Source organism: Streptomyces sp. NPDC054757 (assembly GCF_053612185.1).
This window is the reverse complement of the sequence record NZ_JBSHBW010000003.1, coordinates 240,723-253,617: the sequence shown is the minus strand read 5'-3', so window position 1 is coordinate 253,617 and position 12,895 is coordinate 240,723. Positions and strand designations below refer to the sequence as shown.

At 72.5% G+C, this 12,895-nt stretch carries 12 protein-coding genes; 9 read left to right on the top strand and 3 right to left on the bottom strand.

Translation table 11 applies throughout. The annotated features are described in order from the left end of the window. Window positions 1–131: 131 nt before the first annotated feature. Window positions 132–785, top strand: coding sequence for a TetR family transcriptional regulator (locus tag ACWGKJ_RS06300; RefSeq protein WP_385032316.1), 654 nt, complete (start codon window positions 132–134; stop codon window positions 783–785). Window positions 786–852: 67 nt separating this feature from the next. Here ACWGKJ_RS06300 and ACWGKJ_RS06295 read toward each other — a convergent pair whose 3' ends face one another. Both ACWGKJ_RS06295 and ACWGKJ_RS06290 read right to left on the bottom strand, forming a co-directional pair. Further along, on the bottom strand, window positions 853–1,086 hold the full coding sequence (locus tag ACWGKJ_RS06295; RefSeq protein ID WP_385032319.1) for a ferredoxin: 234 nt from the start codon (window positions 1,084–1,086) through the stop codon (window positions 853–855). Then, the gene (locus ACWGKJ_RS06290; RefSeq protein WP_385032322.1) at window positions 1,086–2,561 is read right to left on the bottom strand and encodes an aldehyde dehydrogenase; all 1,476 of its coding nucleotides are present in this window, start codon (window positions 2,559–2,561) and stop codon (window positions 1,086–1,088) included. The genes ACWGKJ_RS06295 and ACWGKJ_RS06290 overlap by 1 nt, the downstream gene beginning before the upstream one ends. A gap of 217 nt (window positions 2,562–2,778) precedes the next feature. Between ACWGKJ_RS06290 and ACWGKJ_RS06285 the strand changes: the two genes are divergently transcribed. The 8 genes from ACWGKJ_RS06285 (at window position 2,779) to ACWGKJ_RS06250 (ending at window position 11,541) form a co-directional block, all read left to right on the top strand. Beyond that, window positions 2,779–3,816: an MBL fold metallo-hydrolase gene (locus ACWGKJ_RS06285; protein WP_385032325.1), complete on the top strand. Its 1,038-nt coding sequence runs from the start codon at window positions 2,779–2,781 to the stop codon at window positions 3,814–3,816. A 192-nt stretch (window positions 3,817–4,008) separates the two neighbouring features. Beyond that, window positions 4,009–4,269, top strand: a complete 261-nt coding sequence (locus ACWGKJ_RS06280) for a hypothetical protein (RefSeq protein WP_385032328.1) — start codon at window positions 4,009–4,011, stop codon at window positions 4,267–4,269. An 11-nt stretch (window positions 4,270–4,280) separates the two neighbouring features. Next, window positions 4,281–5,474 (top strand): SPFH domain-containing protein, encoded by a 1,194-nt coding sequence (locus ACWGKJ_RS06275; RefSeq protein WP_385032331.1) that lies wholly within the window; start codon window positions 4,281–4,283, stop codon window positions 5,472–5,474. A gap of 380 nt (window positions 5,475–5,854) precedes the next feature. Next, window positions 5,855–7,054 (top strand): prenyltransferase/squalene oxidase repeat-containing protein, encoded by a 1,200-nt coding sequence (locus ACWGKJ_RS06270; RefSeq protein ID WP_385024127.1) that lies wholly within the window; start codon window positions 5,855–5,857, stop codon window positions 7,052–7,054. After that, window positions 7,054–7,800: an SCO2322 family protein gene (locus ACWGKJ_RS06265; protein ID WP_385024125.1), complete on the top strand. Its 747-nt coding sequence runs from the start codon at window positions 7,054–7,056 to the stop codon at window positions 7,798–7,800. The genes ACWGKJ_RS06270 and ACWGKJ_RS06265 overlap by 1 nt, the downstream gene beginning before the upstream one ends. Next, a complete protein-coding gene (locus tag ACWGKJ_RS06260) occupies window positions 7,797–8,960 on the top strand; it encodes an energy-coupling factor transporter transmembrane component T (RefSeq protein ID WP_385024123.1) in 1,164 nt (387 codons plus the stop codon). Before ACWGKJ_RS06265 ends, ACWGKJ_RS06260 begins: the two co-directional genes overlap by 4 nt. Next, window positions 8,957–10,558 (top strand): ABC transporter ATP-binding protein, encoded by a 1,602-nt coding sequence (locus ACWGKJ_RS06255; protein WP_385024121.1) that lies wholly within the window; start codon window positions 8,957–8,959, stop codon window positions 10,556–10,558. The genes ACWGKJ_RS06260 and ACWGKJ_RS06255 overlap by 4 nt, the downstream gene beginning before the upstream one ends. Beyond that, complete coding sequence (locus ACWGKJ_RS06250) at window positions 10,522–11,541, top strand: ECF transporter S component (protein ID WP_385024137.1); 1,020 nt, start codon at window positions 10,522–10,524, stop codon at window positions 11,539–11,541. The genes ACWGKJ_RS06255 and ACWGKJ_RS06250 overlap by 37 nt, the downstream gene beginning before the upstream one ends. Here ACWGKJ_RS06250 and ACWGKJ_RS06245 read toward each other — a convergent pair. Beyond that, window positions 11,525–12,694, bottom strand: a complete 1,170-nt coding sequence (locus ACWGKJ_RS06245) for a steroid 3-ketoacyl-CoA thiolase (RefSeq protein WP_385024119.1) — start codon at window positions 12,692–12,694, stop codon at window positions 11,525–11,527. The genes ACWGKJ_RS06250 and ACWGKJ_RS06245 overlap by 17 nt on opposite strands. Between the last annotated feature and the right edge of the window lie 201 nt (window positions 12,695–12,895).

Genomic DNA, 12,895 nt, shown 5'->3' with positions numbered 1-12,895 from the left:
GTTCGATGAACATTGCTCCATGCGCATCGTTCAATGAGTTTCGTTCAATGAGCTTCGAATCTACCGGCAGGTAGCACCGTCGTAACAGCCGGATCGGGTGATTCGCGCCACGGCGGGATCGGATGGGACAGATGACTGTGGAAGCCAGACCGGCATCGCCACCCCTGACGGAGCGGCAGGAGGCGCGCCGCCGCAGGATCCTGCACGCGAGCGCCCAGCTGGCGAGCCGCGGCGGGTTCGACGCGGTGCAGATGCGGGAGGTCGCCGAGGACTCGTCGGTGGCGCTCGGCACGCTCTACCGGTACTTCCCATCGAAGGTCCATCTGCTGGTCGCCACCATGCAGGACCAGCTCCAGCATCTGCACACCGCCCTCCGTAAACGCCCGCCCGCGGGCGACACCGCGGCCGAGCGCGTCTCCTCGACCCTGATGGGAGCCTTCCGCGCGCTCCAGCGCGAGCCGCACCTGGCGGACGCGATGGTGCGGGCGCTGACCTTCGCGGACCGCAGCGTCAGCCCCGAGGTGGACACCGTCTCCCGGCAGACGACGGCGATCATCCTGGACGCCACGGGGCTTGAACACCCCACGCCCGAGCAGCTGTCGGCGGTCCGGGTCATCGAGCACACCTGGCACTCCGCCCTGATCACCTGGCTGTCCGGGCGGGCCTCGATCGCCCAGGTGAAGATCGACATCGAGCTGGTCTGCCGGCTGATCGACCTGACCGGCGCGGACGGCACCCCGGACGGCGGCCCTGACCGCGCCCCGGGCCGGACCGCGTCGTCCTGACCACACCCCGGGCCGGACCGCGTCGTCCTAGGACCACCGGGTCGCGAGGCACCGCACCGCACCGGCGCTACTCGTCGGGCGGGAAGACCGTCTCGCCGCTCTCCAGGAGTGTGATCGTGATGGCCTCGACCGGGCAGCCCTCGGCGGCGGCCAGCACCTGCTCGTTGGCGTCGGTCTCCGGCGACCGCGGATGGGACTGGCGTGCCGTGTCGAGCGCGAAGCCGTCCGGGGCGTGGTTCACACACATCCCGGAGCCGATGCAGACGGACCGGTCGACCTCCACACGCCAGCGGTCCCCCATTACTCCGCCTCGCTCACGGCCGGTTCGTACCCGGCGGGGAGGTGGATCATCTTGTGCTCGAAGTACTCGCCGTACCCCTCGGGCCCGAACTCCCGGCCCACCCCGGAGTTCTTGTAGCCGCCGAACGGCCCGAGCATGTCCAGGCTGAACGTGTTCACGCTGTACGTCCCGGTCCTGATCCGGCGGGCGATCTCGATGCCGTGCCCGGTGTCCGCCGTCCACACACTGCCGCTGAGCCCGTAGTCGGAGTCGTTGGCGATCTTCACGGCCTCCTCCTCGTCGCCGTAGGGCAGCAGGCAGATGACCGGGCCGAAGATCTCCTCGCGGGCGATCCGCATGGAGTTGTCGACATCCCCGAAGAGGGTCGGCTCCACGTACCAGCCGCTGTCCAGGGCGGCCGGGCGGCCGCCGCCGGTGAGGATCTTGGCGCCCTCCTCCTGGCCGATCCGGATGTACTCCAGTGAGCGCTGCTGCTGACGGCGGGCCACCAGCGGGCCGACCTCGGTCGCCGGGTCCAGCGGGTCGCCGACCTTGAGCGCGCCCGCCGCGGCGGCGAACGCTTCGGCGATCTCGTCGTACCGGCTGCGCGGGACCAGGATCCGGGTCTGGGCCACGCACGCCTGCCCGTTGATCATCCAGGCGAACGGCACGATGCCCGCGACCGCCGCCTCCAGGTCGGCGTCGGGCAGGATGACCGCCGCCGACTTGCCGCCGAGCTCCAGGGTCACCCGGGTCAGATTGCGCGCCGCCACCTCCATCACGCGCTTGCCCGCCGCGACCGATCCGGTGAACGACACCTTGTCGACGCCGGGGTGCCCCACCAGGTGCTCGCTGACCTCGCGGTCGGCCGGGAGGATCGAGAGGACGCCCTTGGGGAGCCCGGCCTCGCTGACGATGTCGGCGAGCAGATAGGCGTCCAGCGGGGTCTCGGGCGAGACCTTGAGGATCGCGGGGCAGCCCGCGAGCAGTGCCGGGGCGAGCTTGGCGGCGGCCGTGAACTGCGGGACGTTCCACGGGACCACCGCGGCCACCACGCCGACCGGTTCGCGGCGTACGAGCAGCTTGCCGAGTGCGCCGTCCCGGCTCTCCTCGTACGGGAAGGCGCGGGCGGTCGTGATCGCCGCGTCCCACACCATCATCGCGGCGAGCGCCTGCACCATGGTGCTGGACGTGTACGGGGTGCCGTTCTGCGCGCTGATGACCCGGGCGATCTCCTCGTACCGCACGGCGAAGGCGTCCTTGATCCGGGTGATCACCTCGATCCGCTCGTCCAGCGGCATCCGGGGCCAGGGACCCTCGTCGAACGCCTGCCGCGCCACGGCGACCGCACGGTCCACATCGGCGGCCGAGGCGTGCGGCACGCGCCCGATGACCTGCTCGGTGTGGGGCGAGACGACGTCGATGACGTCGGTGCCGAGTGGTGCCGCCCACTCCCCGCCGATGAAGAGCTGCCGGTGTTCCACAAGCTCGGTCATGACTGACTGCCTCCCGACTGACTGCCTTCCGACGGCCACTTCCTGACGCTGTATCAGAAACTGATACCAGTTCTACTTCGCATCCGGAACCCCCGGGCGCCGCCGGGACCGGGACCGGCTCCGCGCCCCGCCCCGTTGGAACCCGTTCTAGTTATAGTGAGCCGCGAGCAGTGAGCCGCGAGCAAGGGGCCTTGCCCCGAGGAGAGTTGAGGACACCATGGCGCAGGTGACCGAGCACGGCGGAGGCGTCTGGTCCATCGAGGTCCCGATCCCCGACAACCCGCTGGGCCACACCCTGGTCCATGTGATCGAGACGGACCGCGGGCCGGTACTGATCGACACGGGCTGGGACGACCCCGCCTCCTGGGACGCGCTGGCCGGGGGCCTGGCCGCCCTCTCCCTCTCCGTCACGGACATCCACGGCGTCCTCATCACCCACCACCACCCCGACCACCACGGCCTCTCCGGCCAGGTCCGTGAGGAGTCCGGGGCCTGGATCGCCATGCACGCGGCCGACACCGAGGTCGTCAAGCGCACCCGCGGCGCCGAGCCCGGGGTCTGGCTGGAGTACCTCGCCCGGAAACTCGCCACCGCGGGGGCGCCCGACGAGCACATCGCACCGCTGCGCCGGGCCCGCGCCTCCGGCCGCACGGGGACGCTTCCGGGACTGCGCGCCGCCGTGCCCGACCGGGAGATCGTCCCCGGCGACCTGCTGCCGCTGCCCGGCCGCCGGCTGCGCGCCGTCTGGACGCCCGGCCACACCCCGGGCCATGTCTGCCTCCACCTGGACGAGGAGCACCCGGCGAACCGGCCGGGCAACGGCAGGCTCTTCTCCGGCGACCACCTGCTGCCCGGCATCACCCCGCATATCGGGCTCTACGAGGACCCGGACGACGCCACTGTCACGGATCCCCTCGGCGACTACCTCGACTCGCTGGAGCGGATCGGCAGGCTGGCACCGGCCGAGGTGCTCCCCGCCCATCAGTACGCGTTCACCGACGCGGCCTCCCGGGTACGGGAGTTGCTCGCCCACCACGAGGACCGGCTCCGCGATCTGCTATCCCTGCTGGCCAGCCCGCGCACCCCCTGGCAGGTCGCCGAGCGGATGGAGTGGAACCGCCCCTGGGAGCAGATCCCGCACGGCTCGCGCAATATCGCGGTCTCGGAGGCCGAGGCCCATCTGCGGAGGCTGGTGAAGCTGGGGCGGGCGGAAGTGCTCACCGGCAGCGACCCCGTCACCTATGTGGCGGTATAACAGGAAACATCACCCCGGAGCCGCCCGCTCCGCCACAGGATCACCGCGCCCGCCCCGCGCCCGGCCGCACCCCGCCCGTTCCCGGCTCCCCTGCCGTGCCCGAACTCGGAACGGGCGCAGGATAGTCCGCTGGTCGGAGTAGCGTTAGGGTCATGCATTCAGTACCGCACATCACGAGGGGGGCGGCCGCCGATGGCGCCGGACGAGGCTGTGATCGGCTGCACGGGGAAGCTGATCCTGGCCACGCGCGGATCTGCCGGCCCCGGTGAGGTCCTGGTCCAGGTCAGAGGCGGCTGGGAGGCCTTCCTCGCCTGGTCGGCGGAGCCACTGTCGTACGGGGCGACAGTGCTCGTGATCGAATCCCGCGGTACTCGCCAGGTCGACGTCATCGAGTGGACCGATCCCGTGGATCCGCTGGATGCGCTGACCCTCGACCCCGGCGACACCGACTAAGGAGACCAAGGATGTTGGGTTATCGCGTTCCAGCGCCGGACGAGGCCATGCTGATCTCCGGAGGCAGGCGTGGTCTGGGCGGTGCGCCCTTCAGGGTCGTGACCGGCCACGGCAAGTTCGTCCTTCCGGTCTTCCGCAAGACCCGCTTCCTGACGCTCGCGATGTGCGAGGCGGAGGTCGCCGAGACCTGTGTGACCCGGCAGGGCATCGTGCTGACGGTGCGGGCCGTCATCGCGTTCAAGGTCGGCAACGACACCGAGAGCATCGTCAACGCCGGTCAGCGCTTCCTCTCCGACCAGGACCAGATGTCGGTACTGACCGGCCGGATCTTCTCAGGGCATCTGCGCTCGATCATCGGCTCGATGACCGTCGAGGAGATCGTCACCGAGCGCCAGAAGCTCGCCACCGAGGTGCTGGAGACCTCCAAGACCGAGATGGCCAAGATCGGTCTGATCGTGGACTCGCTGCAGATCCAGTCGATCGACGACGGCGAGACGGGCTATATCGCGGCGATGTCGGCGCCGCACACGGCGGCCATCCAGCGGCAGGCGCAGATCGCCCAGGCGCAGGCCACCCAGCAGTCCGTGGAGGCGCAGCAGGAGGCCACCCGTAACCAGGCCGAGTACCAGCGGCAGACCGCCGTCGTACAGGCCCAGTACACCGCCGAGGTGGACCGGGCGCAGGCGCAGGCCGCCCAGGCCGGTCCGCTCGCCCAGGCCCACGCCCAGCAGGAGGTGCTCGCCGCCCAGACCGAACTGGCCGAGCGGGCCGCCCAGTTGCGCCAGCAGCAGCTGGTCGCCGAGATCGTGAAGCCCGCCGAGGCCGACGCGGAGCGCATCAGGGTGCTGGCCGTGGCCGAGGCCGAGCGGATGAAGATCCAGGCCGCGGCCGCCGCCTCGTACGACCGGGTGGCGCTCGACCGGATGCTGATCGACCAGCTCCCGCAGATCGTCAAGGAGGCCGCTTCCGGTCTCGCGGGCGCCAATGTCAACGTGCTCAACGGCGCGGACGGCCTGGGCGAGATCGCCGCCGGGCTGGTCGGCCAGGGCCTGACGATCCTCGACTCGGTACGGAAGAACCTGGGCGCGCAGGACGACGACGCCCATCAGGGCGGCGGCCGGGGCGCGGAGATCCAGCGCTACCTCGGCGGCAAGTCCGGCAGCGGGAACGACAACGGCGACAACGGGCCGGTCGACATCAAGTAGGACAGCGGCACCGAGCAGGGCCGCACAGCGGGTGAACGGACGGCGGCGCACCGGATCCAGCGGTGCGCCGCCGTCCGTTTCCGCGCTGCGGTGCGGAGCGGCCGCGGAGCCACCGGCCACTCCGGGGGCGCTCGGGCGCGGCCGGTACAGTGGGAAGGTCGTCATCACACCCGTACAGGGAAAGCCGGTGCAATTCCGGCGCTGACCGCGCAACCGTGAACCGCCCGTACAGGCGGTGAGCCGGACCGCCTGTACGGAAGTGACCGGCTCGCGCCACCGGAAGCCTCCGGTGGCCGGCACCGTCGAGGTATACGGAGCCGGAGCCCCGGTGCCCGAGCGGGCCCGTGTCCCGGCTTCCCGCAGGAGAGGCCCCGCCCGCCATGACCCTTCGCCGCAGCGCCACCGCGCTCGCCGCATCCGCCATACTCTGCGCGGCCGCTGCCCCGGCGGCCTCGGCCGCCTCGCCGTCGCCCTCGGCGTCCCCGGTGCTCCCCTCCGGTCTGTACGGCAAGGCGGACCCCAAGTACGACGGAGTCTGGCGGCAGTCCCTCGCGATGGTCGCGCAGGACGCCGCCGGGGTGCGCCCCGCGGCGAAGGCGGTCGACTGGCTGACCGGCCAGCAGTGCGCCAACGGCGCCTTCACCTCCTTCCGCGCCGATGTGACGAAGCCGTGCGGCGACAAGGAACTCCTGGACACCAACGCCACCGCGGCCGCCGTGCAGGCGCTGCACGCGCTCGGCGGACACGACGCCGCTGTGAAGAAGGGCGCCCAGTGGCTGAAGTCGGTGGCGGGCAAGGACGGTGGGTGGAGCTACAACCCGGGCGGCGCCAGCGACGCCAACTCCACATCGGTGGTGATCGGCGCACTCGCCGCTGCCGGTGAGCCGACCGCGAAGGCCAAGAAGGTGCTGGTCTCGCTCTCGATCCCGTGCGACGCGAAGGAGGGCGGCGGCGGCTTCGCCTACCAGCCCGACAAGAAGTCCGGGAAGCTGTTCGCGAACGCCGACGCGACGGACGCCGCCGTGCTGGGCACCCTGGGCGCCGGTCTGGCACCGCGGGCCGGCTCCAAGGATGTCGGCGGTACGGGCTGTCTCAACGCGTCGACCCCCGCCCAGGCCGCGCACAACGGCGCCACCTATCTCGCCGGGGCGACCGCGGGCAAGGCCTATCTGAAGTCCGCGATGCCGGGCGCCGACGACCAGCCCGACTACGGCAACACCGCCGACGCGGTGACCGCGCTCGGCGCCGACGGTCTCACCGCACAGGCCAGGCAGCCGCTCGCCTGGCTGGAGCAGCACGCCGCGGGCTGGGCACGGCAGAGCGGTCCCGCCGCGTACGCCCAGCTGATCTTCGCGGCCCGTGCGAACGGTGTCGATCCGCACGACTTCGGCGGCGCCGACCTGGTCAGGCAGCTCAACGCGACCGGGCCCGCCCCCGCGGCCACGGCACAGGCCGCCGACTCCAAGAAGGACAGCGACAGCTCGGGTGTCAGCGTCTGGTGGATCGTCGGCGTCGGCCTCGTCGCCGGAATCGGCATCGGCTTCCTGCTCAGCATGCGCGGCAGGAAGCGTCAGCTCTGATGCGCCGCCGCCCGATACCCCGTCCGCACCCGGTGAGCGCTGTCTCCCTACGGCTGACCGTCCTCGCCGTCGTGGTGGGCACCGCGCTCACCGCGCTCACGGCCTTCGGCGCGGCCCCGGCGCAGGCCGCCGGATACCGGTACTGGTCGTTCTGGGACCGTACGGGCAGCGGCTGGCAGTACGCGACGCAGGGCCCGTCGACGGCCCGGCCCGCCGACGGGGACGTACAGGGTTTCCGCTTCGCGGTCAGCGCGGACTCCCAGGACGCGAGCAAGCCGCGGGTCCCCGCGGGCGGCGGCCTCACCTTCGGCGCCATCTGCGCGAAGACCCCGGCGAAGGGCGGCTCCAAACGGATCGCGCTGGTCGTCGACTTCGGTACGGCGGCCGACGCGCCGGGCGGCGAGAAGCCGCCGGCCGAGCGCACCGTGTGCGCGCGGGTCGGCGGGGACGCGACCAGCGCGGAGGCGCTCGCCGCCGTCGCCAAGCCGCTGCGGTACAACAGCGACGCGCTGCTCTGCTCGATCGCGGGCTACCCCCGGACGGGCTGCGGTGAGCAGGTGTCGGGGACCGGTAAGGGCGGCGGCGGGAAGGCCGCCGACAGCACGGCACACGGCGACAGCACCGCACAGAGCGACAGCGGCGACGGCGGCGGGCCGTCCGCGGGGCTCGTCGGCGGGATCGCCGCGGTGGTCGTGCTCGGCGCGGCCGGTGTGTGGCAGGCGCGCCGCAGGCGCAACGGCGGATGACGGTGTCGCTCCGCGCCCCCGCCGTCGGCCGCGGCAACGCCCTGCACGCGGGCGCCTGGTGGCTGTGGGCCCTCGGGCTCGCCACCGCAGCGTCCCGTACGACCAACCCGCTGCTGCTCGGCCTGCTGGTGGGCGTGGCGGGCTATGTGGTGGCGGCCCGGCGCACGGACGCCCCGTGGGCCCGCTCGTACGGCACGTTCGTACGGCTCGGGCTGTTCGTCATCGGCATCCGGCTGCTGTTCTCGGTGGTGCTCGGCTCGCCGGTCCCCGGCTCGCACCCGCTGTTCACGCTGCCGGAGGTACCGCTGCCGCACTGGGCACAGGGCGTGCGGATCGGCGGCCGGGTGACGGCGGAGCAGCTGGTCTTCGCCGCGTACGACGGTGCGAAGCTGGCCACCCTGCTGATCTGTGTGGGCGCGGCCAACGCCCTCGCCAACCCGGCCCGGCTCCTCAAGTCCCTGCCGGGCGCGCTGTACGAGGTCGGGGTGGCCGTCGTCGTCGCGATGACCTTCGCACCGAACATGGTCGCCGACGTGGTGCGGCTGCGGACCGCGCGGCGGCTGCGCGGCCGCCCCACCGGCGGGATCAGGGCCGTCCTCCAGATCGGGCTGCCGGTCCTGGAGGGCGCCCTCGAACGGTCGGTCGCCGTGGCGGCCTCGATGGACGCGCGCGGTTACGGAAGGACGGCGCAGGTGCCGCCCGCGGTCCGGCACACCACGACCGTACTGACGCTCGGCGGGCTGCTCGGGGTCTGCGCGGGGACCTACGGCCTGTTGGCCGCCGAGGGTGCCTCGTACGGTCTTCCGGTGCTCGGTGTGGGGCTGCTCGCCGCGCTGGCCGGGCTCAGGCTGGGCGGTCGCCGTTCGGTGCGGACCCGCTACCGGCCGGACCGGTGGGGCCCGCGCGCCTGGCTGGTCGCCGGTTCGGGGGTCGCCGTGGCCGCGCTGATGATCTGGGCGGGCGGGCGCGACCCCGCGGCCCTGCACCCCGGTGTGGTCCCGCTGGTCGCACCGGTGCTGCCGCTGTGGCCCGCGGCGGCCGTGCTGGTCGGTCTCGTCCCGGCCTTCGTGGCGCCGGTGCCCGTGCCCGTACGCGTATCAGCACCCAGATCCGTACCCGCGTCCATGTCCGTGTCCATGTCCGATGAGGGGCGCAAGTGATCCGGTTCGAGCAGGTGTCGGTCACCTACGCCGATGCCAGGGAGCCCGCCGTCCAGGGCGTCGATCTGACGGTGCCCGAGGGCGAACTGGTGCTGCTCGTCGGCCCCTCCGGGGTCGGCAAGTCGACGCTGCTCGGCGCGGTCTCCGGACTGGTGCCGCACTTCACGGGCGGGGTGCTGCGCGGCCGGGTCACCGTCGGCGGCCGGGACACCAGGACCCACAAGCCCCGCGAACTCGCCGACCTGGTGGGCACGGTGGGCCAGGACCCGCTCGCGCACTTCGTGACGGACACCGTCGAGGACGAGCTGGCGTACGGCATGGAGTCGCTGGGCATCGCCCCGGACGTGATGCGCAGACGGGTGGAGGAGACCCTCGATCTGCTGGGCCTCACCGAGCTGCGCGACCGCCCGATCGCGACGCTCTCCGGCGGCCAGCGGCAGCGGGTCGCGATCGGCTCCGTGCTGACCCCGCACCCCAGGGTGCTGGTGCTCGACGAGCCGACGTCGGCGCTGGACCCGGCAGCAGCCGAAGAGGTGCTGGCCGTCCTCCAGCGGCTGGTGCACGACCTGGGCACGACGGTGCTGATGGCCGAACACCGGCTGGAGCGGGTGGTGCACTACGCGGACCAGGTGATCCTGCTGCCGGGCCCCGGCGCGGCCCCGGTCATCGGCGCGCCCGCCGAAGTGATGGCGGCGTCCCCGGTCTTCCCGCCGGTCGTGGCGCTGGGCAGGCTCGCGGGCTGGGATCCGCTGCCGCTCTCCGTACGGGACGCCAGGCGCCGGTCGGCGGCGCTGCGCGAGCGGCTCGCGGACCGGGTCCGCACGGACCCGCCCGCTCCCCCGCCCGCGGAACCCGTCGCCACCGCCGACCGGCTGGGCCTGCGGCGCGGGCGGGTCGAGGCGCTGCGGCAGGTCTCGCTCTCGGTGCGGCCCGGCGAGACGGTCGCCCTGATGGGCCGCAACGGCGCGGGGAAGTCCACGCTGCTCGGCACGTTCGTCGGGATGCACGAGCCGTCGTCCGGCTCGGTCCTGGTCGGCGGCCGCACCCCGCACCGGACCCCGCCGCGCGAGATGATCCGCCGGGTGGGGCTCGTACCGCAGGAGCCGCGCGATCTGCTGTACGCGGACACGGTCGCCGCCGAGTGCGCGGCGGCCGACGCGGACGCGGGCGCGGACTCCGGCAGCTGCCGGGCGCTGGTCTCCGAGCTGCTGCCCGGGGTCCCGGACTCCACCCACCCGCGTGATCTCTCCGAGGGGCAGCGGCTGGCGCTGGCGCTGGCCGTCGTGCTGACCGGCCGTCCCCCGCTGCTGCTGCTCGACGAGCCGACGCGCGGTCTGGACTACGCGGCGAAGGCCCGGCTGGCCGGGGTACTGCGCGCGCTGGCCGGGGACGGGCACGCCATCGTGCTCGCCACCCATGATGTGGAGCTGGCCGCCGAACTCGCCCACCGGGTCGTCGTCCTGGCCGACGGCGAGATCGTCGCGGACGGGCCGACGCCGGAGGTCGTGGTCGCGTCGCCGTCCTTCGCACCGCAGGTCGCGAAGGTCCTCGCGCCGCAGGACTGGCTGACCGTTTCCCAGGTGCGGGAGGCGCTGTGAGGGCCGTCGGTCTTGGGCCGCGCTCGGTCGCCGCGCTCGTCCTGATCACCGTGATCGGGGTGTTCGCCTTCGGCTGGCCACTGCTCGCCGACTCCGCTTCGGGGCTCGCGCACTCGCAGGACGCGCCCTGGCTGTTCGCCGCGCTGCTTCCGCTGCTCGTGGCCGTGGTGGTGGCGACCATCGCCGACGCCGGGCTCGACGCGAAGGCGGTGGCGATGCTCGGTGTGCTGGCGGCGGTGGGCGCCGCGCTGCGCCCGCTCGGCGCCGGTACGGCGGGACTTGAGCCGATGTTCTTCCTGATGGTGCTGAGCGGGCGGGTACTCGGTCCCGGATTCGGCTTCGTGCTCGGCTCGGTCACGATGTTCGCGTCGGCCCTGCTGACCGGCGGGGTCGGCCCGTGGATGCCGTTCCAGATGCTGGCGATGGGCTGGTTCACGATGGGCGCCGGGCTGCTGCCGGGCGCCCGCCGGCTGCGCGGGCGGGCCGAGGTGGTGATGCTCGCGGGGTACGGGTGCCTGGCGGCGTTCGCGTACGGCACGGTGATGAACCTGCAGGGCTGGACGTACATCGGCGGGCTGTCCTCCGGGGTCTCCTTCCATCCCGGTGACGCGGTCGGGGCGAATCTGACGCGCTTCTTCGCCTACTGCGCGGCCACTTCGCTCGGCTGGGACCTGGGCCGGGCGGCCGTGACCGTCGTCCTGACCCTGCTGGTCGGCCCGGCCGTCCTCAAGGCACTGCGCCGGGCGACCCGGCGCGCGGCCTTCGACGCGGAGGCGGTCTTCGACGCGGGGGCGGCCTTCGACGCGGGGGCCGCGATCGATACGGAGGCGGCGTTCCCTGCAGAGGCCGCGTCCGGTGCGGCGACAGAACCCGGCGTACAGGCCGGGTCCGGGGCAGAGCCGGATCCCGGCCCCGCCCCAGGGACAGAGCCGGATTCGTCCGGCCCCACCCCCGCCCCCGGCTTCCCTACAGCCGCTGAATGATCGTGCCGGTGGCCAGCGCGCCGCCCGCGCACATCGTGATCAGCGCGAACTCCTTGTCCCTGCGCTCCAGTTCATGGAGCGCGGTGGTGATCAGCCGGGCCCCGGTCGCCCCCACCGGGTGTCCGAGCGCGATCGCCCCGCCGTTCACATTGACCTTCTCCAGGTCCTGCTCGAAGACCTGGGCCCAGCTGAGCACCACCGATGCGAACGCCTCGTTGATCTCCACGATGTCGATGTCCTTGAGCGACATCCCGGCCTTGCCGAGCACCGCGCGCGTCGCGTCGACCGGCCCGTCCAGATGGAAGTGCGGGTCCGAGCCGACCAGCGCCTGGGCGACGATCCGCGCCCGTGGCCTGAGCTTGAGGGCCCGCGCCATCCGCTTGGACGCCCACATGATCGCGCAGGCACCGTCGGATATCTGCGAGGAGTTCCCCGCGGTGTGCACGGCGACCGGCATCACCGGCTTGAGCCCGGCGAGCCCCTCCATCGTGGTGTCGCGCAGCCCCTCGTCCCGGTCGACCAGGCGCCACATGCCCTGACCCGCGGCCTGTTCGTCCTCGGTGGTGGGGACCTGGACGGCGAACGTCTCCCGTTTGAAGCGCTCCTCGGCCCAGGCGGCGGCAGCCCGCTCCTGCGAGATGAGGCCCAGCGAGTCGACGTTCTCGCGGGTCAGCCCCCGGTGGCGGGCGATCCGCTCGGCGGCTTCGAACTGGTTCGGCAGGTCGACGTTCCACTCGTCGGGGAACGGCTTGCCGGGTCCGTGCTTGGAGCCGCTGCCCAGCGGCACCCGTGACATCGCCTCGACCCCGCAGCTGATACCGATGTCCACGACACCGCCCGCGATCATGTTGGCCACCATGTGGCTGGCCTGCTGCGAGGACCCGCACTGACAGTCCACGGTGGTCGCGGCCGTCTCGTACGGCAGCCCCATCGCCAGCCAGGCGCTGCGCGCCGGGTTCATGGACTGCTCGCCCGCGTGGGTGACCGTACCGCCGACGATCTGCTCGACGCAGTCGGCGTGGATGGCGGTGCGGCCCAGGAGTTCACGGTAGGTCTCGCCCAGCAGATAGGCGGGATGGAGATTGGCGAGGGCGCCTCCGCGCCTGCCGATGGGGGTACGTACGGCTTCGACGATGACGGGTTCCGCGGCCATGAGCTCGTCCTCTCCTCCACGTCCGCTGGGGCGTCCCGGCGCCCTCACGGAAGAACTGATACGCGTTCTAGTTCTCTGTGCAGTCTTATGAGTGCTACCCCCGGTACGCAAGGCCCGTGCACGGGTCTTGGCCGTTCCTACGCCCCCTTGGCACGCAACAACTCCGTCCACGACCCTTGCTCCTTGTAGAACTCGTTACTA

Excerpts from the sequence above, each read along its gene's own strand:
- ACWGKJ_RS06295 (WP_385032319.1), bottom strand. The coding sequence starts at position 1,086 with ATGGGGGACCGCTGGCGTGTGGAGGTCGACCGGTCCGTCTGCATCGGC.
- ACWGKJ_RS06280 (WP_385032328.1), top strand. The coding sequence starts at position 4,009 with ATGGCGCCGGACGAGGCTGTGATCGGCTGCACGGGGAAGCTGATCCTG.
- ACWGKJ_RS06270 (WP_385024127.1), top strand. The coding sequence starts at position 5,855 with ATGACCCTTCGCCGCAGCGCCACCGCGCTCGCCGCATCCGCCATACTC.
- ACWGKJ_RS06245 (WP_385024119.1), bottom strand. The coding sequence starts at position 12,694 with ATGGCCGCGGAACCCGTCATCGTCGAAGCCGTACGTACCCCCATCGGC.
- ACWGKJ_RS06290 (WP_385032322.1), bottom strand. The coding sequence starts at position 2,561 with ATGACCGAGCTTGTGGAACACCGGCAGCTCTTCATCGGCGGGGAGTGG.
- ACWGKJ_RS06275 (WP_385032331.1), top strand. The coding sequence starts at position 4,281 with ATGTTGGGTTATCGCGTTCCAGCGCCGGACGAGGCCATGCTGATCTCC.
- ACWGKJ_RS06300 (WP_385032316.1), top strand. The coding sequence starts at position 132 with ATGACTGTGGAAGCCAGACCGGCATCGCCACCCCTGACGGAGCGGCAG.
- ACWGKJ_RS06285 (WP_385032325.1), top strand. The coding sequence starts at position 2,779 with ATGGCGCAGGTGACCGAGCACGGCGGAGGCGTCTGGTCCATCGAGGTC.
- ACWGKJ_RS06260 (WP_385024123.1), top strand. The coding sequence starts at position 7,797 with ATGACGGTGTCGCTCCGCGCCCCCGCCGTCGGCCGCGGCAACGCCCTG.
- ACWGKJ_RS06265 (WP_385024125.1), top strand. The coding sequence starts at position 7,054 with ATGCGCCGCCGCCCGATACCCCGTCCGCACCCGGTGAGCGCTGTCTCC.